Here is a 20,664-nt window from a genome sequence, read left to right as displayed (position 1 = left end):
GCTCCTGGTCCGCCTCAACGCCAAAGCACGCGAGGCGCGTGCCGCTTACGCCAATGCAACTTGACAATCCAGATAGTCGCTCATCCGGCGCTTCGCGCCACCTTCTCCCACAAGGGGAGAAGGGAAGAACTACCGCTGCAGCGCCGCCAGCAATTCGTCGGGCTGCTCGACCATCATCATGTGGCCGGCACCGGCCAGCACCACGGTGCGCGCGTTTGGCGCCGCCGCCGCCAGCGTCTTGCCGGCTTTCGCTGGAGTCATCAGGTCGCGCTCGCCGAGGATGAAGGTCGTGGGCACCTTGATCTGCGCCGCCGCGGCAAGCGCGTTCTGGTACGAATTGCAGGCGTTCAGATCATTGTAGAGCACGCCCGGTCGCGCACGCTGCAGCACGCGCTGCGCGCCGTGGTGCATCCACAGTCCCGGCGCGAGCGAGCCGCCGAGTTCGGCCTTGAAGCCGAGGCCCCAGATCGAGACCATGTCGATCGCGGCGGGATCGTTGGCCTCCGCCGCCTTCAACAAATCAGGCCCCACCGTCATCGTCGCCGCCGTTCCGATCAGGCTCAGCGCCGTTACTTTCTCCGGGTGCCTCGCCGCGGTCTCCAGCGCGATCAGCGAGCCCATGGAATGGCCGATCAGCTTCGCCTTCGAAGCACCGGCCGCCTGCAACAACGTCGCGATCCAATCCGCCATCTCCGCAATCGTCGGCAAGGGCTTGCCGGACGAGCGGCCGTGGCCGGGCAGATCCGGCGCCAGCACCGAATAGCCGTGATGCGCGAACCAGCGGCTGTGCAGCGCCCAGGTGGAGCTGTCAAAACCCGCGCCGTGGATCATCACGACCGTGGGCAACGATGGATCGAACGGCTTTCCGCCGGTCACGACGAAGGTCTCAATCCCATTCACCGAAAGCTGCATGGCTCAAACCCTCTGCGACGCCCGAAGCGCCTGGCCGAGATCGTCGATGATGTCCTGCGCGGTCTCGATGCCGACCGAGAGCCTCACCAGCTCTTCGCCGACGCCGGCAGCCTTGAGCTGGTCGGCGTCCATCTGCTGATGGGTGGTGGAGGCGGGATGGATCACCAGCGTCTTGGCGTCACCGACATTGGCGAGGTGGCTGATCAGCTTGAGTGACTCGATGAACTTCTTGCCCGCCGCGCGTCCGCCCTTGATGCCGAAGCTGACGATCGAGCCGGCGCCCCGCGGCAGCAGCTTCTTCGCAAGCTCGTAGTCCGGATGATTCTCCAGCGCCGGATGTAGCACCCAGTCGACCGCCTTGTTCGCGGTCAGGAATTCCAGCACCGCGAGCGTATTACTCATATGCCGATCCATCCGCACGCCGAGCGTCTCGATGCCCTGCAGGAGCTGGAACGCGTTGGTCGGCGACAGGCAGGCGCCGAAATCGCGCAAGCCTTCGGTGCGGGCGCGCATGATGAAGGCGGCCTTGCCGAACTGCTCGTCGAAGACGATGCCGTGATAGCCGGCATAGGGCTCGGTGAGCTGCGGGAATTTGCTCGATGCATGCCAGTCGAAGCCGCCGCCGTCGACGATGACGCCGCCGATCGCGATGCCATGCCCGCCGAGCCATTTCGTCGCCGAGTTCATGACGATGTCGGCGCCGAATTCGATCGGACGGCTGAGATAGGGCGTCGCGAAGGTGTTGTCGATCAGAAGCGGAATCTTTGCATCATGCGCGATCTCAGCCACCGCGGGGATATCGAGCACCTCTAACCCGGGATTGCCGATGGTCTCGGCGATCACCAGGCGCGTGTTCGGCTTGATCGCGGCGCGGAACTCGTCCAGAGCCCGCGGCTTCACGAACGTCGTCGTGATGCCGAAGCGCGGCAGCGTATGCGCCAAGAGATTAATGGTGCCGCCATAGAGCGAAGCCGAGGCGACGATGTGGTCACCGGCATTGAGCAGGGTCGCGATCGCCAGATGCATCGCGGCCATGCCGCTCGCCGTGCAGATCGCGCCGACGCCGCCTTCGAGCGCCGCGATCCGCTCCTCCAGCACTGCGGTCGTCGGGTTGGAAATCCGCGTGTAGATGTGGCCGGCGCGTTCCAGGTTGAACAGCGCCGCCGCATGATCGGCGTCCTGAAAGACGTAGGACGTCGTCTGATAGATCGGCACCGCGCGCGATCCCGTCACGGGATCGGGACGCTGTCCGGCATGCAGGCTGAGGGTTTCGAACGCAGGCGGCTTTGGTGCGGGCATGCTGAAACTCGCGAGATGATAGGGAAGGTGGGCAGCGCGCTTATATCAGACGTGCACGGCGGCGCGCACGCGGCCGGCATTGCCGAATACGCGCACGTAGCGTTCGACCTCGGAGGGGATGCCGGTCGCCTTCTCGGGATTGTCTGAGAGTTTCACCGCCGGCCTGCCGTCGACCGAGGTCACCTTGCAGACGATCGAGATCGGGTCGAGATCGGCGGAACCATTGGGCGTGCAATCGACGAAGTCATTGGTGAGGTTGGTGCCCCAGCCGAAGCTGATGCGGACGCGGCCGGAAAAATGCCGGTAGGTTTCCTCGATGGAATCGACATCCATGGCGTCGGAGAAGACCAGGAGCTTCTCCTTGGGATCGCGGCCCTTCTGCTTCCACCATCTGATGATTTCCTCGCCGGCCGCGATCGGCGGCGCGCTGTCCGGGCGAAAGCCGGTCCAGTCCGCGACCCAATCCGGCGCGTCGCGCAGGAACACCCGCGTGCCGAAGGCATCGGGGAGTGCGACCAGCAGGTTGCCGCCATAGGTATGGCGCCACTGGTCGAGGATAGCGTAGGGCGCCCAGCGCAGCTCTTCGTCCGAATTGGCGAGCGCCGCGGCCACCATCGGCAACTCATGCGCGTTGGTGCCGATCGCTTCGAGGTCGTTGTCCATCGCCAGCAGCACGTTCGAGGTGCCGGTGAAGGACGGCCCAAGCCCTTCCTTCACAGCCTCGACGCACCAGCGCTGCCAGAGGAAGCCGTGGCGGCGGCGGGTCCCGAAGTCCGAAAGCTTTAAGCCCTCGAGCTTGCGCAAGCGCTCGACCTTGGCCCACAGCTTGGCCTTGGCGCGGGCATAGAGCACGTCGAGCGCGAAGCGGCCCTGGCCCTTCATCGCCGCGCGCGAGCGCAATTCGTTCAGGATCGCGAGCGCCGGGATCTCCCACATCGTGGTGTGGGTCCAGGGCCCGTGGAAATGCAGCTCATACTGCCCGTCGACCTTGTGCAGTTCATATTCGGGTAGGCGGAAATTCGAAAGCCAGTTGATGAAATCCGGCGAGAACATCTGGGTCTTGCCGTAGAACGTATTACCGGCGAGCCAGATCAGCTCATTCTTGCTGAAGCGGATGGTGCGGGCATGGTCGAGCTGGGCACGCAGCTCGCCCTCGTCGATCACCTCGCCAAGCCGGACCCGACTGGTGCGGTTGATCACCGAAAAGGTCGTGCGCGTCTCCGGGTAGAATTCCCGGATCATCTGCAGCATCAACAGCTTGTAGAAATCGGTGTCGAGCAGGCTGCGCACGATCGGGTCGAGCCGCCAGCCATGGTTGTAGGTCCGGGTTGCAATATCCGTAAACGTCATGGCGGAACCTTAGCCTGCCAAAAGCCACCCAACCAGTGGGTTATGGCAGGAGTTCTGGCAGGGCAGCTCAGCGTGTTCCCTGTCTGATCCTGCCGACGGCCGTCTCGATGCTGGTCCAGGCCGGCTGGTCCGGGGCGAACTGCCGTCGGAGATAGGAAACAAGCTCGGCGACCTGGCTGTCGGTCATGCTCTCTTTGAACCCCGGCATATAACCGAGATCGCCGGTCGCGGGTTCGCGGATGCCGTGCAGGATCACCTGGATCAAATTGTCCGGCACCGCGCTGTGCAGATTGCTGTTGAGGGACAGCGAGGGCCGGCTGCCGAACAGAGGCGGTCCGCCCACCTCGTGGCAGACCGCGCAGGCGCCCTGATAGAGGCGGGCGCCGAAAGAGGCGGGCACGACCGCGCTCGTGGCCGTCGCATGTTCGAGTTTCACGGCGAGGGCTTCCTGCGCCGAGCCGTCGGTGGCCGCGTCATTGAAAGAGCCGAGATAGACGGCCATGGCGCGGATATCCTGGTCTGACAACGCGGCCAACTCCTTCACGACCGGCGCCATCGGTCCGGCCGCCACGCCGTGGAAGCGGGATTGGCCGGTGCGCAAATAGGCGTAAAGCTCGTCCTCGCTCCAGGGGATCGGCGCTTTCGAAAGCGACGTCAGCGCCGGCGCCTCCCAGCCCTCGGCAAAGCCGCCGCCGAGATAGGCACTCTGGAGTTCGGCGCCGAGCGCGTTGCGCGGCGAATGGCAGGCGCTGCAATGGCCGAGACCTTCGACCAGATAGGCGCCGCGATTCCAGATCTCCGACTTGGTCGGATCGGGCTGGAATGATTTTGTATCGTGAAACAGCGCATTCCATCCGGCGAGCAGCGGGCGCAGGTTGAATGGAAACTTCAGTTCGTGCTCCGGCGTCGTCGCGCGCACCGGTGCCTGCGCCATCAGGTAGGCATAGAGCGCCTGCAGATCAGCATCATCAGCCTTGGCAAAATAGGTGTAGGGGAAAGCCGGATAGAGATGCCGGCCGTCGCGATGGATGCCTTCGCGCATCGCGCGCTCGAAGGCGGGATAGGACCACGCGCCGATGCCGGTCTCGACGTCAGGCGTGATGTTGGTCGCGTAGATGACGCCGAACGGCGTTTCCAGCGGCCGGCCGCCGGCATTGAGCATTCCGCCCGTTTCGGTATGGCACACGGCGCAGGCGCCGAGCGCCGCCAGTTCCTTGCCGCGGGCAATGGTCGCGGCCGAATAGACAGATGCGTCCGGCCGCGCGATCGGCGCGATCGCCCGCCAGGGCAGCACGGCCGCGCCGATGCCGACGGCGGCCGCACAGAGCGCGGCGATGCCTGCGAGCACGCCGGGACGTTTCGCGAACGGTCTTTGCCATTTGTTCGACGGAGCAGGCGGCGGTGGCGCCAGCGTAGGCTCAGCAGTCGGTTGCTCGCCGTGCAATCCCTTCAGGATACGTTCGGGCGTAAACGGCAGCTCGCGGAAACGAACGCCAGTCGCATCATAGATTGCGTTCGCGATGGCGGCCGCGCTCGGCACGGAAGCGGATTCGCCGACGCCGAGCGGTGGCTGGTCCTGCCGCGGCAGCATCAGCACATCGATCTTGGGAAGCTCCGGGAATTTGATGATGGGGTAGGCGCCCCATTCCCGTGCCGTCACCGCGCCGCGTTCGAAGGTGACTTCCTCCATCAGCGCGCGGCTGGTCGACTGGATGATGTTGCCCTCGATCTGATGGCGCACGCCGTCCGGATTGATCATCAGGCCGGAATCCTGGCCGGCCACGACGCGCGTCACGCTGACGTCGCCGGTTGCCTTGTTGACCGCGACATCGGCGATCCACGCCGACCATGCCGCGCCATAGCCCGGAAACTTGCTGTGGACGTAGAGCGCATAGGCAAAGCCGCGCCCGCGCACGATGTCGCCTTCCGCGACCTTCTCCTCGCACACCGGCCGCGGCTTCCAGCCGGCGCGTTCGGCGACCGCATTGACGAGATCGATCGCCCGCTGGTCCTTGAGGTAGCGCAGCCGGTATTCGATCGGATCGACGCCGGCTTCAGTCGCGAGTTCGTCGATATAGGATTCATGCGCAAAGGTGTTCGGCAGCGCTGAGACGCCGCGAAACCAGGAGGCGCGCACGATCGGCGGCATGTCGTTGGCGACCACGCGCATATGCTCGTAATCGTAAGGCGGGATCGCGGTGCGGTCGCCCATCTCGAAGACATCAGGCGTCGGCGCAATCCGCCCCGTGAGCAGAAGCGCCAGCGTCGGCGCGCCGTTCGAGGGATAACGCGTGACAAAGTCGTAGGCCGCTACGCTGCCGTCTGCATTCAGGCCGCCATTGACGTCCATCAATTGAGCGGTGCCTTTCGGCTCCCAGGCGTGCTCCTGCTCGCGTGTCAATTGCACGCGCACCGGACGGCCAACGGCGCGCGAGAGCAAGAGCGCATCCGCTGTGACGTCGTCGGCGCAGTTGCGGCCATAGCAGCCGGCCGCCTCCATCCTGATCACCTCGATCTCGGCCTCCGGCCGCTCGATCAGCAGCGCAAGATCGCCGCGCAGGATGTGCGGGTTCTGCGTGCCCGACCAGACACGGATCGCACCGTCGCGATAGTCCGCCACCGCACAGGACGGGCCGATCGAGCCATGCATCTGGTACGGCCACAGATACGTCCGCTGCATCGGCTTCGCGGCGGCCTTGATCGCAGCATCGACATCGCCCTTGTCGAGCAGCGTGCGCGGCGTCGATGGATTGGTGCGCAGCGCCTGCTCGATATTCTCCAGGTTGGTCAAGGTCGGTCCCGGTTTCCAGGTGACCATCAGTTGCGCCGCCGCCTTGATCGCATGCTCCTCGCGCTCGGCGACGACGCCGACGAAATCGCCGATCCGCACGACCGCGACGAGGCCTGGAATGTTGCGCACCGAATCTTCGTCGACTGCAATCAGGCTGGTGCCGACGAACGGCCCGGCATCGACGCCGGCGTAGGGCGGGCGCACCACGCGGCCGTGCAGCATGCCGGGCACGCGTACATCGTGGACGTAGACCAGTTCTCCGGTTGCCTTGGCCGGAAGATCGACGCGCGGCACCGAACGCCCGACGACGGCATAGGCATCGACGGCCTTCACCGACACATCGTCAGCGAGCTCAAGGCGGATCGTCTCGTCCGCGATCAATTCGCCATAGGTGATGCTGCGGTTGTCCTTGCCGCGGACCAGTCCGTCCTCGATCGCGAGTTCATCGCTTGATAGTTCGAGCCGTTCCGCTGCGCGCGCGACAAAAAAGTGCCGCGCCTGCGCCGCCGCCTTGCGGAGCGGCACCGCCGATATCTGCATGGTCTCGCTGGCGATCGTCGGACCTTGGTTGGGCGTCTGCGAGGTGTCGCCGAGCACCACGACGACGCGCGCAAAGGATACGTCTAGTTCCTCAGCGACGACCTGCCCGAGCGCGGTGCGGATGCCGGTGCCGAGATCGACATGGCCGTTATAGGCGGTGACCAAGCCATCCGCCGTGATCCTGATGAAGGTCTCGAACGCGCCGTTCGCATCCGATCGTCGAACAACGGTGAGCGAGCCGTCCGGCCGCACGGGATTCTCCTGCGCGGCCATCAATCGCGCGCCTCGAGTTGGTGGCCGGCCGCGCGCATGGCGGCGCGGATGATCTCGATATGCGCGCCGCAGCGGCAGAGATTGTAGCGCAACGCCTCCAGCACCTCGTTTTCGTTCGGACGCGGATTGCGCGTCAGCAGCGCCTTGGTCGTGATGATCATGCCGTTGAGGCAATAGCCGCATTGCGCGGCTTGCTCGGCGATGAAGGCTTGCTGCACAGGATCGGGATGCTCGCGCGTGCCGAGCCCTTCGAGCGTCACAATGTCGCGCCCGATGCAGCCGTCGGTCGGGATCACGCAGGATCGCGCCGCGACACCGTCGATCAGCACCGCGCAGGCGCCGCATTCGCCGAGGCCGCAACCATATTTCGGTCCGTTCAGTTCGAGATCGTTGCGCAGCACGTAAAGCAGTGCGGTGTCCGGAGCGGCGTCGACATCGACAATCCTGCCGTTGACGGTCAGGCGCATCGGCTCGTGGTCCCCAAAGGCTTCGATAGGCGTTTCGATGATTGCATTGCAAAACGGGCGATCGCAAAATCGGCGATCGATGGCATCGGAGGATAACGTTTGTGTACAAACGTGCAAGCTGCTCGCTTTTTGCTGCACTGCGCTGCCCGCTTTCTGGACAAAGCGGGGAGGCAAATGAGGTTTTATTCGGCAGGTGTGGTTTTTCGCGATTGCATCCGCTTGACAGGGTTACAACCTGCGCGCAGGATCATTCGTATACGAACGATATCCCCGATGATTGAGATCCCGGGGAGAAGATGACGCCGCCTCCCAACACCAGGCTTGTTCGCGATGGCTGACGTTGCCGCTTCTGACAAGATCCGCTGCGATGCCTGTCCGGTGATGTGCTACATCAAGCCAGGGGCGGCGGGCGCCTGCGATCGCTATGCCAATCACGACGGCAGACTGGTGCGCGTCGATCCGCATATCGTGCTGTCGCGCGCGCTCGAGCATGGCGGGCGCGTGGTGCCGTTCCAGGCGAGCGGCGACTGGGACGGCAAGATCGTCCACCAGGGCGATATCTTCGTCACCGCGATCGGCGCCGGCACCACCTATCCCGATTACAAGCCGGCGCCCTTCATCGTGTCGTCGGACATCGACGGCGTCGATATGGTCACCGTCGTGACCGAAGGCATCTTCTCCTATTGCGGCGTCAAGGTGAAGATCGACACCGACCGCTATCTCGGCCCCGAGACTGCGGCGGTGCGCGCGCAGGGCGAAGTGGTCGGGCATGTCACCACCAGCGAATATGGCTCGCAGATGCTGTCGCTCGGCGGCGTGCATCATCTGACCGGCGGCTCCAAGAAGGAGGGCCGCGTCACCTGTGACACGCTGATGGATCTTTCCAACTGCAAGCCGGTGGAACTTGCGATCGACGGCGGCGCTACTGTCGTGGTGCAGGCGGGCCAGGCGCCTGTTGTCAACAGCGTGCAGGAAGAGCGCATGCGCGTCGGCTGCGGCTCGGCGACCATCGGCATGTTCGCCAAGCAATGGCACGGCAAGGTCGACGAGGTCGTTGTTGTCGATGACCACATCACCGGCGTGCTCTCGGAGCACCAGGCCGGCAAGCTATTGGATATTCCTGACACCGGCATCAAGATGAAAGGCCGCCGCTCGACGCCCGGCCGCTACTTCCAGGTGGCCGAGCCCGGCACCGGCTGGGGCGGCACCAGGATCTCCGATCCGCTTTCCGTGCTCGGCCCGTTCGATCCCAAGGAAGCGCGGCCGGGGCTGACCATGCTGATGGTCTCGACCACCGGCGAGCACGCGGCCTATTACGTGCTCGACGAGGCGCTGCGGCCGATCGAGCAGGAGATGCCGCCGGAGCTTAAATTCTCGGTCGAGCGCATCCAGGAGAATTGCGAACCGGCGCTGTGCACCGTGCTGTTCATGGCCGGCGCCGGCGGCTCGCTGCGCGCCGGCGTCACCGACAACCCGGTGCGGCTGACGCGCTCGGTGAAGGATGCGCTGACCCGCGTCACCAGCGGCGGTGCGCCTGTCTATGTCTGGCCGGGCGGCGGCATCACCTTCATGGTCGATGTCACGCAGATGCCGATAGGGGCATTCGGTTACGTGCCGACGCCGGCGCTGGTCGCGCCGATCGAGTTCACGCTAAAACTTTCCGACTATGCGGCGCTCGGCGGCCACATGGATTATGTGCGGCCGCTGTCCTCGCTGCGCGACAGCGCCGAGATCCGGCCGATGCTCTTCACCTCGGGGAGGCGAACATGACGAGACGTCCGCAAATCGCGCTTCTTCCTGATGGCAAGCGGCTGCATTTGCAGGACGGACCGATCGATCTGATCGTGGAGGCGACGGGAAGCGAGACCGCCGTGCGCGCAGCCTATGACGCCGCGGTGTGCCGCTTCACCGGCCTGCTGGATGGGCTCTGCATGGAGCTCGGCGAGTTACGCAAGGCGGCCCATCCGATGCACTGCGCCCTCCATGGCGACGTCGCGCGCCGCATGCATGCAGCGGTGACCCCGTTCGCCGCCGATCGCTTCATCACGCCGATGGCCGCGGTCGCCGGCAGCGTGGCGGAGGAAATCCTTGGCGCGATGCTGGAGGCTGCATCGCTCGATCGGGCCTATGTCAACAATGGTGGCGACATCGCCCTGCATCTGGCAGGCGACGAGCAGTTCACCGTCGGCCTGATCGATCGCCCCGATCGTCGCGGCCTGCTGCAGACCGTGGTGATCGGCGCCGACGATCCCATCCGCGGCATCGCCACCAGCGGCCGTCACGGCCGCAGCTTCTCGTTCGGCATCGCCGATGCCGTCACCGTGCTGGCGCGGACCGCCTCCGCAGCCGATGCCGCCGCGACCGTCATTGCCAACGCCGTCGACCTGCCCGGACACCCGGCGATTGTCCGCCGCCCGGCAAGTGAACTGCAGCCCGACAGCGACCTCGGCCCGCGCCTGGTGACGCGGGAGGTCGGCCCATTGTCGGCCCGCGAGATCACTGATGCCCTTGAAGCAGGTGCGGTTTGCGCGCGACAATGCCTCGCGGCAGGATTGATCGAGGGCGCGGCGCTGCGCCTCATCGGCGAGACTGTCATCGTGAGGGCGCGTGCGCCCGCGATGCCGGAATCGCAACTCGTTCATGAATGCGCGATAGAGAATGCGCGGGCCTGAGCGGTAACGGGCGCAAAACAACAGGGCGGAAACCGATGAGTGCCATCATTCGCAAGATCGTCACGGTGGTCGAGGAGACCCACATCGAGATGGGCAAGACCATCGCCCCGCCGACCCGGCGCGCTGCGGCGATCGCGGTGATCGAGAACCCCTTTGCCGGCCGCTATGTCGAGGATCTTTCGCCCCTGATCGCGATTGGCGAGGAACTCGGCGAATTGCTGTCGAAACGGGCGGTGGCGGCGCTCGGCATCGAAGGCTCCAAGGCGCATTCCTATGGAAAGGCCGCGGCCGTCGGCGAAAACGGCGAGATCGAGCATGCGGCCGCGATCTTGCATCCCAAGATGGGAGCGCCGGTCCGCAAGGTCCTGGGTAAAGGCGCCGCATTGATTCCGTCCTCGAAAAAGCGTTCTGGTCCGGGGACGACGCTGGATATCCCGCTCGGGCACAAGGATGCGGCTTTCGTGCGCAGCCATTTCGATGGCATGGAGGTACAGATCAACGACGCGCCGCGGGCGAACGAGATCATGGTGGCGGTCGCGGTCACGGATTCTGGCCGGCCGCTGCCGCGCGTTGGCGGATTGACGGTCGCGGAGATCAAGGGCGAAGACGGTTTGAGATAATTTTTCTTGGGAATCGGAGGGTAAGGGATGCGGAATTATTTGATTGGGGCAGGGCTCGCGGTCCTGGTTGCGGGCATGGCTGACGCTGCCATGGCCCAGAGCGAGATCAAGATCGGCGAGATCAACAGCTATTCGCTGTTGCCCGCCTTCACTGAGCCCTATCGGAAGGGCTGGCAGCTCGCGGTCGAGGAGATCAACGCCGCCGGCGGTATCAACGGCAAGAAGCTGGTCGTCATCTCCAAGGATGACAACGGCAAGCCGGCCGATGCGCAGACTGCCGCGAACGAACTCGTCTCGAGCGAGAACGTCGCGATGCTCGCCGGCACCTTCCTCTCCAATATCGGGCTCGCCGTCAGCGACTTCGCCAACCAGAAGAAGGTATTCTTCCTCGCCGCCGAGCCGTTGACCGACGCCATCACCTGGTCCAAGGGCAACCGCTACACCTTCCGCCTGCGCCCCTCCAATTACATGCAGGCCGCGATGCTGGTCGAGGCCGCCGCAAAACTGCCGGCCAAGCGCTGGGCCACCATCGCGCCGAACTACGAATACGGCCAGTCGGCGGTTGCTGTGTTCAAGAAGCTGATGTCGGAGAAGCGCCCGGACATCGTCTGGGTCGACGAGCAGTGGCCGCCGCAGGGCAAGATCGACGCCGGCCCGGTGGTGCAGGCGGTTGCCGCCGCCAATCCGGAAGCGATCCTAAACGTCACCTTCGGCGCCGATCTGGTGAAGCTCGTGCGCGAAGGCAACACCCGCGGCCTGTTCAAGGACCGCGCGGTGGTGAGCTTCCTGACCGGAGAGCCGGAATATCTCGATCCGCTCAAGGACGAAACACCTGAGGGGTGGATCGTCACCGGCTATCCCTGGTACGCGATCAAGACGCCGGAGCATGAGGCGTTCCTGAAGGCCTACCAGGCCAAGTTCAAGGATTACCCGCGGCTCGGCTCGATCGTCGGCTACCAGACCATCAAGTCCGCGGCGGCGATCCTGACCAAGGCGAACTCGACCGATCCGGAGAAGCTGATCGCGGCGACCGAAGGCCTGTCGGTGTCGTCGCCGTTCGGCGAGATCACCTTCCGCAAGATCGATCACCAGTCGACGCTCGGTGCTTACGTCGGCAAGACCGCGCTGAAGGACGGCAAGGGCGTGATGGTGGAGTCCTCCTACAAGAAGGGCTCCGACTATCTCCCCAGCGATGCCGAGATCGAAAAGCTCCGGCCGAAGGATTGATGCGGACCTTCTCCCTCTCCCCGCCCTTGCGGGGAGAGGGTTGGGGTGAGGGGCTGCCTCCACGAGTCGCGCGCGTGGAGACAGCCCCTCACCCGAATTGCGCCGGACGATGCTCCGCTGGACAATTCGACCTCTCCCCGCAAAAGAGCGGGGAGAGGTGACTCAACCTCCAACCCGGACCGCCGATGGCCTTTTACGTCGTTCAGTTCCTGACCGGACTTGCCAGCGCCGCCTCGCTGTTCCTGGTCGCCTCGGGGCTGTCGATCATCTTTGGCGTGACCCGGATCGTGAACTTCGCGCATGGCGCCTTTTACATGCTCGGCGCCTATATTGCGTTCACGCTCACCGAGCGCTTCTCCGGCGCGCTCGGCTTTTGGGGCGGCATCGTTGTCGCAGCGCTTGTCGTCGCCATCGTCGGCGTGCTGGTCGAGATGGTGCTGCTGCGGCGGATCTACCATTCGCCAGAACTGTTCCAGTTGCTCGCGACCTTCGGCCTGACGCTCATGGTTCAGGATATCGTCGTGCTGATCTGGGGCCCGAGCGACCTGGTTGGCCGCCGCGCGCCCGGCTTCAAGGGCGCGGTCGATTTCTTCGGCCAGAACATCCCGAGCTATGACCTGTTCCTGATCGTGCTCGGCCCCGTCGTGCTCGGCATCCTCTGGCTGCTGTTCCAGCGCACCCGGTGGGGCATCCTGGTGCGCGCGGCGACGCAGGACCGCGACATGGTCGCAGCGCTCGGCGTCAACCAGAAATGGCTGTTCACCAGCGTGTTTGCGGTCGGTGTCTTCCTCGCAGCCCTCGGCGGCGCGCTGCAGATCCCGCGCGATGCGGTGCATCATGCGATGGATCTGCGCATCATCGTCGATGTGTTCGTCGTCGTCGTGATCGGCGGCCTCGGCAGCATCATCGGCGCCTTCGTGGCCGCGGTGCTGGTGTCCGAGCTCAATGCCTTCGGCATCCTGGTCTTCCCGAAGATCTCCATCATCCTCGTGTTCCTGGTGATGGCGGTGGTCCTGATCGTCCGCCCCTGGGGCCTGTTCGGCAAACCGGAAGCGCCGGCGCGCCGCACGCCGGGCCTCACCGTCAATCCCTGGCGGCCCTGGACCTCGAACGAACGGTTGGCCGCGGTCGCCGCGCTGATCGTCGCTGCCGCGCTGCCGCTCTTCGGCGGCAATTACGCGCTCACCGTCGCCTCGGAGATCGCGATCTTCGTGATCTTCGCCGTCAGCCTGCATTTCCTGATGTCGGTCGGCGGGCTCGCCTCCTTCGGTCACGCCGCCTATTTCGGCCTCGGCGCCTATGGCGTCGCCTTCCTGGCCAAGCTGGCGGGGCTGCCGATGATCGTATGCCTGCTGCTCGGTCCGCTGCTCGGGCTCGTCGGCGCCGCCGTGTTCGGCTTCTTCGCCGTGCAACTCTCCGGCGTCTATTTCGCGATGCTGACGCTCGCCTTCGCCCAGATTGTGTGGTCGATCGCGTTCCAATGGGTGGCGGTCACCGGTGGCGACAACGGCATCCTCGGCGTCTGGCCGGAAAAATGGGCGGCGAGCCCATCGCATTTCTATTGGCTCTCGCTCGGCATCGCCGCGCTCGCGGTCATTGTCCTCCGCATCATCGTGTTCTCGCCCTTCGGCTTTGCGCTCCGCGCCACGCGGGATTCGCCGTTGCGCAGCGAGGCTGTTGGCATCAACGGCAAACGCATCCAGTGGACTGCGTTCGTGATCGCGGGCACTGTGGCGGGCCTCGCCGGCGCGCTGTTCGCGTATCTGAAGGGCAGCGTCTTCCCTGACAATATGGGCATTTCGCTCTCGGTCGATGCGCTGGTCATGGTGCTGCTCGGCGGCGTCGAGACGGTATCGGGCGCGGTCGTCGGCGCCATCGTCTACAAGGCCTTGAACATCTGGCTGGTCAGCCAGACCGACTGGTCGAAACTGGTGCTTGGTGCCTTCATCGTGCTGATCGTGGTCGCCTTCCCGAAAGGCATCGTCGGCACGCTGGACTCGATCATCAGCCGCCGCCGCAAATCGTCATCGTCGAATTCGCCGCTTCTCACCTCGCGCGTCGAGACCGCCGAATGAGCATGGTCCCCACATTGCTGTCGGTCGAAGGCCTGACCAAATCCTATGGCGGCGTGCACGCCGTGCGCGGCGTCTCCTTCGAATTGCGTGCCGGCGAGATCCTGGCGCTGATCGGGCCGAACGGCGCGGGGAAGAGCACCTGCTTCGACATGCTCAACGGCCAGAACATCCCGGATTCCGGCCGCATCACGATCCTGGGCGAGGAAACCGTCGGCAAGAAGCCACGCGCGATCTGGCGGCTGGGCGTGGGGCGCACCTTTCAGATCACCGCGACCTTTCCGACCATGACGGTGCGCGAGAACGTGCAGGTCGCGCTGGTCTCGCACCGGCACCAGCTCTTCAATCTCTGGAGATCGACGCCGGATTTCGCGCGCGAGGAGGCCGGCCGGCTGCTCGATCTCGTCGGCATGGGCGCCTATGCCGAGCGTCCCTGTGGCGAGCTCGCTTATGGCGACCTCAAGCGGCTCGAGCTTGCGGTCGCGCTCGCCAACCATCCAAAACTGCTGTTGATGGACGAGCCGACCGCCGGCATGGCGCCGCGCGAGCGTATCGAGTTGATGCGGCTCACCGCCACGATCGCGCGAGAGCAGTCGATCGGCGTGCTCTTCACCGAGCACGACATGGATGTCGTGTTTGAGCATGCCGACCGCATCCTGGTGCTCAACCGCGGCAGCCTGATTGCCGAGGGATCGCCCGAGGAAGTCCGCGGCAATGCGCAGGTCCGCGCGATCTATCTCGGCGAAGGCCTGGTTTATGACGCGCGCCACCGCGATGGAGCGCACGCATGAAGCTCCAGGTGAAAGATCTCAACAGTTTCTACGGCCCGGCGCATATCCTGTTCGATATCACGCTCGATGTCGGCGAGGGCGAGGTGGTCGCGCTGCTCGGTCGCAACGGCGCCGGCAAGTCGACGACCTTCCGCTCCATCGTCGGCCTGGTCGAGAACCGCTCGGGGCGCATCGTCTTCGAGGGCAGGGACGTTTCGCGCGAACCGACGTACGCGATCGTGCGCGGTGGGCTGGGCTACGTGCCGGAGGAGCGGCGCATCTTCACCGACCTGACGGTCGAGGAGAATCTCGAGGTCGGCCGTCAACAGAGGCGCGCCAACGCACCATACTGGACGCGCGAAAAACTGTTCACGCTGTTTCCGAATCTCGGCGAGATGCGGGGTCGTGCGGGCGGCCGCATGAGCGGCGGCGAGCAGCAGATGCTGACCATCGCGCGCACGCTGATGGGCAATCCGTCGCTGGTGCTGCTCGACGAGCCTTCCGAAGGCCTGTCGCCTAAGATCGTCGAGCAGATGGTCGATGCGATCCTTGCCATGAAGAAGGAGGGCGTGAGCATCGTCGTCTCCGAGCAGAACCTGCATTTCGCGCGCCTGATCTCGGATCGCGCCTATATCATCGAGCGCGGCCGCATCTGCTTCGGCGGCACGATGGCCGAGCTCGACGCGCGGCCTGATATCCGCGATGCGCATCTGTCGCTCTGAGGAAGTGTGATGGCCAGAAACGGGGCAGTGAAACGTAATCCAAAACCGCAGAAGACCAGCTACATTCTGGACGAGCAGATCGGCTTCCTGCTGCGCCAGGTCTGGCAGCGCCACGCCACCATCTTCGCCCGCGAGATCGGCGTCGACCTGACCTCGCCGCAATGGGCGGCGCTGTCGAAGCTCGCCGAGACGGGGGCGTGCTCGCAGAACCAGCTCGGCCGGCTGACGGCGATGGATGTCGCCACCATCAAGGGCGTCATCGACCGCCTCACCGCGCGCGGCCTGACTGAGACCAGTTCTGATCCCGAGGACGGCCGTCGCCTCCTCGTCAGCCTGACCCGCACGGGCCAGCAGACGGTCGAGAAAGTTGCGCCGAACGCGCTGGCGATCACCAAGGAAACGCTGGCGCCGCTCGATGGCAAGGAGCGCGAGATGTTGATCGCGCTGCTCAGCAAGCTGCGTTAACGTCAGGGCATTCGTAGGGTGGGCAAAGCCTACGAGGCGTGCCCCACCATCACCGTCGCAAGGGCGCCGCCCCAGGAACAAAATGCGGCAAGCCCGGTTGCGATTCTGACTACGGGCAGCGGGGACCAACAGGAGTCGGCGATGAAGACCAATTGGTTTTGCGCGACGGCAATCGCACTGACGATCAGCGCCGGAGCGGCCATCGCGCAGGTGCCGGATCAAAAGCGTGAGGGGAGCCCTCGCGCCGGCCAGGTGCCTGGACAGGACGGTCAGCGCGCCGCTGATGTCAATGACGACCAGGGCAAGCAGATCGTGGATCGGCTGCGGAGCGAGCGAACGGCGACCCGGACCTCGAATGTGAGCGTCAATATCGGCCAGCGATTGCCGCCGAGCATCCAGCCCCACCGCCTGCCGGCCGACATCGTGCGGATCGCTCCAGAATATCGCGACTACGATTACACGCTCGTTGACAACAGGGTCGTCATCGTCGATCCGCGGCGGCGCGAGATCGTCGACATCCTTGACGACGGGCCGGGCTGGGGCGGCGCCGCAGCCTACGGCCACGACCGCATCGTCATCACCGACGACATGCGCAGGAAGTTCAGGGAATTGGCGCGGAGTTCCTCGACCACGGTCGGCGCGAAGACGCCGGCAGGCGGAACGTCGGCGTCGAACTGCCTGTCGCTGCAGCCCGTGCCGGAGGAGATGGTGCGCAACAATGCCGAGCTCAGGAACTATCGCTATCTCGCCGTCGGCGACCAGATCGTGCTGGTCGATCCGCAGCAGCAGAAAGTGGTGCAGGTGATCGAGTGACGGTGCGAGCGAATCCGTAGGGTGGGCAAAGCGAAGCGTGCCCACCATCCCGAGCAGTGAGCTGGATGGTGGGCACGGCGCTCCGCGCCTTTGCCCACCCTACGCACTCCGCTACATCCGTCATTCCGGGGCAATGCGAAGCATCGAGCCCGGAATCCATCTCGCCGCAGAGCACGCGGCAAAATGGATTCCGGGCTCATCGCTGCGCGATGCCCCGGAATGACAGCGGGACTATCACCGCCCCACGATCTCCGGCACCTTGCCGGCCGGCGGCGTGTTCCGGCTGCGCTGGGTGCGGACGATGCCGTCGATGATGGTCATGCCGATGCCCGGCAAATCGCCGAGCTGCACGCTCTCCAGGATGGTCTTGCCCGGCGAATGCTGCGCCTTGTCCATCAGCACGAAATCGGACGCGCGGCCGACTTCGACCAATCCGCAATCCAGCTCGCGCATCCGCGCGGTGTTGCCGGTGGCGAGGCAGAACGCGATCTCGGCCGGCAGTTCGCCGAGTGAGGACAGCATCGAGACCATGCGCAAGATCCCGAGCGGCTGCACGCCGGAGCCGGCGGGCGCATCGGTGCCGAGGATGACGCGGTGAAGATCGCCCATCTCGCGCGCGGTGCGCAGCGTGTAGAGCGCTGAGCGCTCATTGCCGTTATGAACCAGTTCGAGGCCGCGCTTGCAGCCCTCGCAGATGCAGCGGATCTGGTCGTCGGGCAGGGCGGTGTGGCCGCCATTGATATGGCCGACCACGTCGGTATCGGCCTCCAGCACGACATCCTTGTCGATCAGACCGGAGCCGGGAATTGATGGTCCGCCGGTGTGGATCGTGCTCTGGATGCCGTATTTGCGCGCCCATCCCACCATCTTCCGCGCAGTCGGGCCGTCCTTGACGCCGCCGAGGCCGACCTCGCCGAGCAGCTTGACGCCGGCAGCGGCCATTTCCTTGAAATCCTCTTCCACCATCTCGCATTCGATCACCGGCGCGCCGGCATGCACCTTCACGCCGCCGGGCCGAAGCGTCCAGAACGCGCGCTGCGCGAAGATCGCCATCGCCTTCAGGCCCACGACGTCGCGCGGCCGGCCCGGCATGTGCACCTCGCCCGCGGAGATCATGGTGGTGACGCCGCCGTGCAGATAGCTGTCGATCCAGTTGGTCTGGTTCTGCCGCGGCGTCCAGTCGCCCGCCACCGGGTGGACGTGGCTGTCGATCAGTCCCGGCGCCACCGTCGTGCCATTGGCATCGACGATGGTGGTGGCGCCTTCGGTGTCGACATCCTTGGCGCGGCCGATCGCCGTGATCTTGCCGTTCTCGGCCACGATGGTGTCGGCATCGAGGATCGGCCGTTCCAGCGCCCCCGACAGCAACAGCCCGATATTGCGGATCACCAGCTTGCTCGGTCCGGTCGCCTGCGGTGCATCGTGGGCCATGCCTTGTCCTTTTCGCTCAATCCCTGCGCCGCGCATTGTGCCCGCGACCTGACGTGCCGATCAAGTCGGATTGTTTATTAGTACACGAATGATCGTCGTCGAAAAGCCCCTTACCGGGAGTGCTGCGGTTCGAGCCCGCCGTCATTGCGAGCCAACGGGTCGCGCGAACGCGCGCCCCGTTGGCTCGCAATGACGATGTGGCCACTTTGGGTGTGACAAATCAACCCGACGGGCAAATCAGCCAAAAGTCTGTCCAGCCCTCACGTAAAAAACATTCCGCTTTCGCCGTCGGGCAAATCAGTGATTTAACTCCGCGCGTCTCAGCGCGAATGAGGGGCGGGTCGCGATCGTCACGAACGTTGCGGTGAGATGCGGTGGACGCGATGGGTGTGACTGACGAGCACGCGCATCACGGACGGCGAAGTCGTGTGGTCCTGGCGCCCCGACGCTGGCGCTAAGTTTTTCGCGCGAACTTTTTTCGCGCTTGAGATGACGGTGGCAAGAAAGCCCGGTCACCGGGGAGAGCACGAAGGAAACCGTAAAACCATCGCGCAGGGAAAGCCGGAATGCTTCGGTTGAACCTGTGGTCCTACCCCCGTGCTTTTTGTTGCACGGGACCCATGGGTGCAACCGGCACCCGGCTTTCCCTGCGCCCTCTGATATCGAGGAGGGTGGAAAGTGAAGCAAACCTCGGGCGCATCACGCCGCGAGAATGCAACCTCACATCCTCACGCTATTTGAAATTTGAATCATATCTCTCCCCCGTCGTCCCGAGCTTGCGCGCCGCGGCGAAGCCCCTTGGCGTAGCCGGGACCCGAGACCCATAACCACAGGCCATTGTCGTATGCTCCGCCGCAACCGCTTGCTCCCGCCACAACAGCCGCCTGTGGTTATGGGTCCCTGCTTTCGCGGGAACGACGTCGGTGTGATTGGCGCTTAGCCCGCCGCATCAAGCGCAAGCATGCGTCCGTCTGCGCGAGTTGCATTCTCCTGCACCGCGTTCCGGCGGCCGACGATGTGGTCCGCCACGAACTCGGTGTCGCGTCCGATGCCGACGAACCGGCCCGAACCCCAGGTGTAAAGCCAGGGCAATCCGATCACATAGGCGCCATCGACCGAGGTGATGCCGCGCTTGTGGGTGGGATAACTTGCGCCGTCGAACAGCGGCAAATCGACCCACGACCAGTCCGAACGAAAGCCGGTGGTCCAGATGATGCTGGTGATACCGGCTGCCGCAAGGTCGAGCTCCGTCGGCGTCTCCGCGGGCGACCACACCGGCGCATAGTGCGGCGTCAGCGGCGCATCGATCCCGCCCCTCGCAATGTGATCGTCGATCAGGCTGCAGATGCCGTTGTAGACCCGATCGGCATTGTCGAGGTTGGTCTTCAGATCATCGCCGAGCCGCAACGTGGTGCCGCGCGCGTCCTTCAAGCGCCCGTAGAGCTTCATGCCTTCGAGCGCAAACCTGCGCAGGTCGATGTCGCGGCCACCGTCGCGGCCGGTGAGATAGTGGTTGGCGTTCTTGCGAACCTTCTCCCGCAGCGGATGCTGATCGACCGGCAGATCGTACTGGCCGAGATCATCAAGCCAGTCGACGGCGTCGCGGCCGCGGTAGAAGCGAGGACAGCGCGGCGCACTGCCCACCGCGAGATGAACCTTGCGGCCGGCCAGATGCAGGTCCTCGGCGATCTGGCAGCCGGACTGGCCACTGCCGACGACGAAGATCTCACCCGATGGCAACTGGTCCGAATTGCGGTAGGCGGAAGAATGGATCTGCGTGATGGCCGGGTCCAGCCGCTCCGCGAACTCCGGAATCCTTGGGACGTGATATCCGCTCACCGCGAGCACGACGCTATCAGCGGCGATCCCGCCCGCGGTCGTCTCGAGCAGGAATCTTCCATCTGCCTGCCTCAGCCTGACGACCGCAACGCCCTCACGGACCGGAGCCGCGATGTGCCTGGCATAGTCCTCGATATAGCCGACGATCTCGTCGCGCAGCATGAAGCCGTGCGGATCGTTGCCGGCATAGGGAAAGCCGGGAAGCTGGCACTGCCAGTTCGGCGTCACCAGGCAGAACGCGTCCCAGCGTTGCGTCTTCCAGGAATGGGCGATGCTGTTCTTCTCCAGCACCACGTGGTCGATATCGTGCCGGCTGAGTTGCGCGCTCATCGCAAGGCCAGCCTGTCCGCCGCCGATCACGACGACCGGGTAGTAAGAGTCGAGATCAGACATCATGAGCT

General features: G+C 64.8%; 16 protein-coding genes. 9 read left to right on the top strand and 7 right to left on the bottom strand.

From position 1 onward, the window contains the following. Nucleotides 1–129: 129 nt before the first annotated feature. From ACZYOF_RS19650 to ACZYOF_RS19630, 5 genes are all read right to left on the bottom strand, one after another. Nucleotides 130–912, bottom strand: coding sequence for an alpha/beta fold hydrolase (locus tag ACZYOF_RS19650; protein ID WP_463716803.1), 783 nt, complete (start codon nucleotides 910–912; stop codon nucleotides 130–132). Nucleotides 913–915: 3 nt separating this feature from the next. Beyond that, on the bottom strand, nucleotides 916–2,211 hold the full coding sequence (locus ACZYOF_RS19645) for an O-acetylhomoserine aminocarboxypropyltransferase (protein WP_463716802.1): 1,296 nt from the start codon (nucleotides 2,209–2,211) through the stop codon (nucleotides 916–918). 45 nt (nucleotides 2,212–2,256) lie between these two features. After that, nucleotides 2,257–3,561, bottom strand: a complete 1,305-nt coding sequence (gene pncB, locus ACZYOF_RS19640; RefSeq protein ID WP_463716801.1) for a nicotinate phosphoribosyltransferase — start codon at nucleotides 3,559–3,561, stop codon at nucleotides 2,257–2,259. 67 nt (nucleotides 3,562–3,628) lie between these two features. Further along, on the bottom strand, nucleotides 3,629–7,165 hold the full coding sequence (locus ACZYOF_RS19635; protein ID WP_463716800.1) for a molybdopterin cofactor-binding domain-containing protein: 3,537 nt from the start codon (nucleotides 7,163–7,165) through the stop codon (nucleotides 3,629–3,631). Then, a complete protein-coding gene (locus tag ACZYOF_RS19630) occupies nucleotides 7,165–7,632 on the bottom strand; it encodes a (2Fe-2S)-binding protein (protein WP_282529873.1) in 468 nt (155 codons plus the stop codon). The genes ACZYOF_RS19635 and ACZYOF_RS19630 overlap by 1 nt, the downstream gene beginning before the upstream one ends. Before the next feature lie 330 nt (nucleotides 7,633–7,962). On the opposite strand from ACZYOF_RS19630, the gene ACZYOF_RS19625 reads away from it, so the two are divergent. The 9 genes from ACZYOF_RS19625 to ACZYOF_RS19585 all read left to right on the top strand — a co-directional run bounded on the left by ACZYOF_RS19625 (nucleotide 7,963) and on the right by ACZYOF_RS19585 (nucleotide 16,993). Further along, nucleotides 7,963–9,402 (top strand): 6-hydroxynicotinate reductase, encoded by a 1,440-nt coding sequence (locus ACZYOF_RS19625; protein WP_130582189.1) that lies wholly within the window; start codon nucleotides 7,963–7,965, stop codon nucleotides 9,400–9,402. Next, nucleotides 9,399–10,304: a UPF0280 family protein gene (locus ACZYOF_RS19620; RefSeq protein WP_463716799.1), complete on the top strand. Its 906-nt coding sequence runs from the start codon at nucleotides 9,399–9,401 to the stop codon at nucleotides 10,302–10,304. The genes ACZYOF_RS19625 and ACZYOF_RS19620 overlap by 4 nt, the downstream gene beginning before the upstream one ends. Before the next feature lie 35 nt (nucleotides 10,305–10,339). Continuing rightward, nucleotides 10,340–10,924 (top strand): amino acid synthesis family protein, encoded by a 585-nt coding sequence (locus ACZYOF_RS19615; RefSeq protein ID WP_463716798.1) that lies wholly within the window; start codon nucleotides 10,340–10,342, stop codon nucleotides 10,922–10,924. A 27-nt stretch (nucleotides 10,925–10,951) separates the two neighbouring features. After that, nucleotides 10,952–12,151 carry an ABC transporter substrate-binding protein gene (locus ACZYOF_RS19610; RefSeq protein ID WP_463716797.1) on the top strand — a complete coding sequence of 400 codons (1,200 nt, stop codon included), beginning with the start codon at nucleotides 10,952–10,954 and terminating at the stop codon, nucleotides 12,149–12,151. A gap of 185 nt (nucleotides 12,152–12,336) precedes the next feature. Beyond that, entirely contained in the window at nucleotides 12,337–14,226 is a 1,890-nt protein-coding gene (locus ACZYOF_RS19605) for an ABC transporter permease (RefSeq protein ID WP_463716796.1), read from the top strand. Continuing rightward, nucleotides 14,223–15,014 carry an ABC transporter ATP-binding protein gene (locus ACZYOF_RS19600; protein WP_463716795.1) on the top strand — a complete coding sequence of 264 codons (792 nt, stop codon included), beginning with the start codon at nucleotides 14,223–14,225 and terminating at the stop codon, nucleotides 15,012–15,014. Before ACZYOF_RS19605 ends, ACZYOF_RS19600 begins: the two co-directional genes overlap by 4 nt. Beyond that, nucleotides 15,011–15,715 carry an ABC transporter ATP-binding protein gene (locus ACZYOF_RS19595; RefSeq protein ID WP_463716794.1) on the top strand — a complete coding sequence of 235 codons (705 nt, stop codon included), beginning with the start codon at nucleotides 15,011–15,013 and terminating at the stop codon, nucleotides 15,713–15,715. Before ACZYOF_RS19600 ends, ACZYOF_RS19595 begins: the two co-directional genes overlap by 4 nt. 9 nt (nucleotides 15,716–15,724) lie before the next feature. Next, entirely contained in the window at nucleotides 15,725–16,180 is a 456-nt protein-coding gene (locus ACZYOF_RS19590) for a MarR family winged helix-turn-helix transcriptional regulator (RefSeq protein ID WP_130582196.1), read from the top strand. Nucleotides 16,181–16,321: 141 nt separating this feature from the next. Continuing rightward, on the top strand, nucleotides 16,322–16,993 hold the full coding sequence (locus ACZYOF_RS19585; protein WP_130582197.1) for a DUF1236 domain-containing protein: 672 nt from the start codon (nucleotides 16,322–16,324) through the stop codon (nucleotides 16,991–16,993). Nucleotides 16,994–17,227: 234 nt separating this feature from the next. Here the strand turns inward: ACZYOF_RS19585 and ACZYOF_RS19580 are convergent, their stop codons facing one another. Both ACZYOF_RS19580 and ACZYOF_RS19575 read right to left on the bottom strand, forming a co-directional pair. After that, a complete protein-coding gene (locus tag ACZYOF_RS19580) occupies nucleotides 17,228–18,424 on the bottom strand; it encodes an amidohydrolase family protein (protein ID WP_463716793.1) in 1,197 nt (398 codons plus the stop codon). 936 nt (nucleotides 18,425–19,360) lie between these two features. Next, nucleotides 19,361–20,656: an MSMEG_0569 family flavin-dependent oxidoreductase gene (locus ACZYOF_RS19575; protein WP_463716792.1), complete on the bottom strand. Its 1,296-nt coding sequence runs from the start codon at nucleotides 20,654–20,656 to the stop codon at nucleotides 19,361–19,363. Nucleotides 20,657–20,664 lie beyond the last annotated feature (8 nt).

It is taken from the genome of Bradyrhizobium sp. LeoA1Lang (assembly GCF_055413685.1).
This window is presented reverse-complemented; position numbering and strand designations above follow the sequence as displayed.

Coding starts and splice junctions, on each gene's coding strand:
- ACZYOF_RS19650 (WP_463716803.1), bottom strand. CDS start 912: ATGCAGCTTTCGGTGAATGGGATTGAGACCTTCGTCGTGACCGGCGGA.
- ACZYOF_RS19645 (WP_463716802.1), bottom strand. CDS start 2,211: ATGCCCGCACCAAAGCCGCCTGCGTTCGAAACCCTCAGCCTGCATGCC.
- pncB (WP_463716801.1), bottom strand. CDS start 3,561: ATGACGTTTACGGATATTGCAACCCGGACCTACAACCATGGCTGGCGG.
- ACZYOF_RS19635 (WP_463716800.1), bottom strand. CDS start 7,165: ATGGCCGCGCAGGAGAATCCCGTGCGGCCGGACGGCTCGCTCACCGTT.
- ACZYOF_RS19630 (WP_282529873.1), bottom strand. CDS start 7,632: ATGCGCCTGACCGTCAACGGCAGGATTGTCGATGTCGACGCCGCTCCG.
- ACZYOF_RS19625 (WP_130582189.1), top strand. CDS start 7,963: ATGGCTGACGTTGCCGCTTCTGACAAGATCCGCTGCGATGCCTGTCCG.
- ACZYOF_RS19620 (WP_463716799.1), top strand. CDS start 9,399: ATGACGAGACGTCCGCAAATCGCGCTTCTTCCTGATGGCAAGCGGCTG.
- ACZYOF_RS19615 (WP_463716798.1), top strand. CDS start 10,340: ATGAGTGCCATCATTCGCAAGATCGTCACGGTGGTCGAGGAGACCCAC.
- ACZYOF_RS19610 (WP_463716797.1), top strand. CDS start 10,952: ATGCGGAATTATTTGATTGGGGCAGGGCTCGCGGTCCTGGTTGCGGGC.
- ACZYOF_RS19605 (WP_463716796.1), top strand. CDS start 12,337: ATGGCCTTTTACGTCGTTCAGTTCCTGACCGGACTTGCCAGCGCCGCC.
- ACZYOF_RS19600 (WP_463716795.1), top strand. CDS start 14,223: ATGAGCATGGTCCCCACATTGCTGTCGGTCGAAGGCCTGACCAAATCC.
- ACZYOF_RS19595 (WP_463716794.1), top strand. CDS start 15,011: ATGAAGCTCCAGGTGAAAGATCTCAACAGTTTCTACGGCCCGGCGCAT.
- ACZYOF_RS19590 (WP_130582196.1), top strand. CDS start 15,725: ATGGCCAGAAACGGGGCAGTGAAACGTAATCCAAAACCGCAGAAGACC.
- ACZYOF_RS19585 (WP_130582197.1), top strand. CDS start 16,322: ATGAAGACCAATTGGTTTTGCGCGACGGCAATCGCACTGACGATCAGC.
- ACZYOF_RS19580 (WP_463716793.1), bottom strand. CDS start 18,424: ATGGCCCACGATGCACCGCAGGCGACCGGACCGAGCAAGCTGGTGATC.
- ACZYOF_RS19575 (WP_463716792.1), bottom strand. CDS start 20,656: ATGTCTGATCTCGACTCTTACTACCCGGTCGTCGTGATCGGCGGCGGA.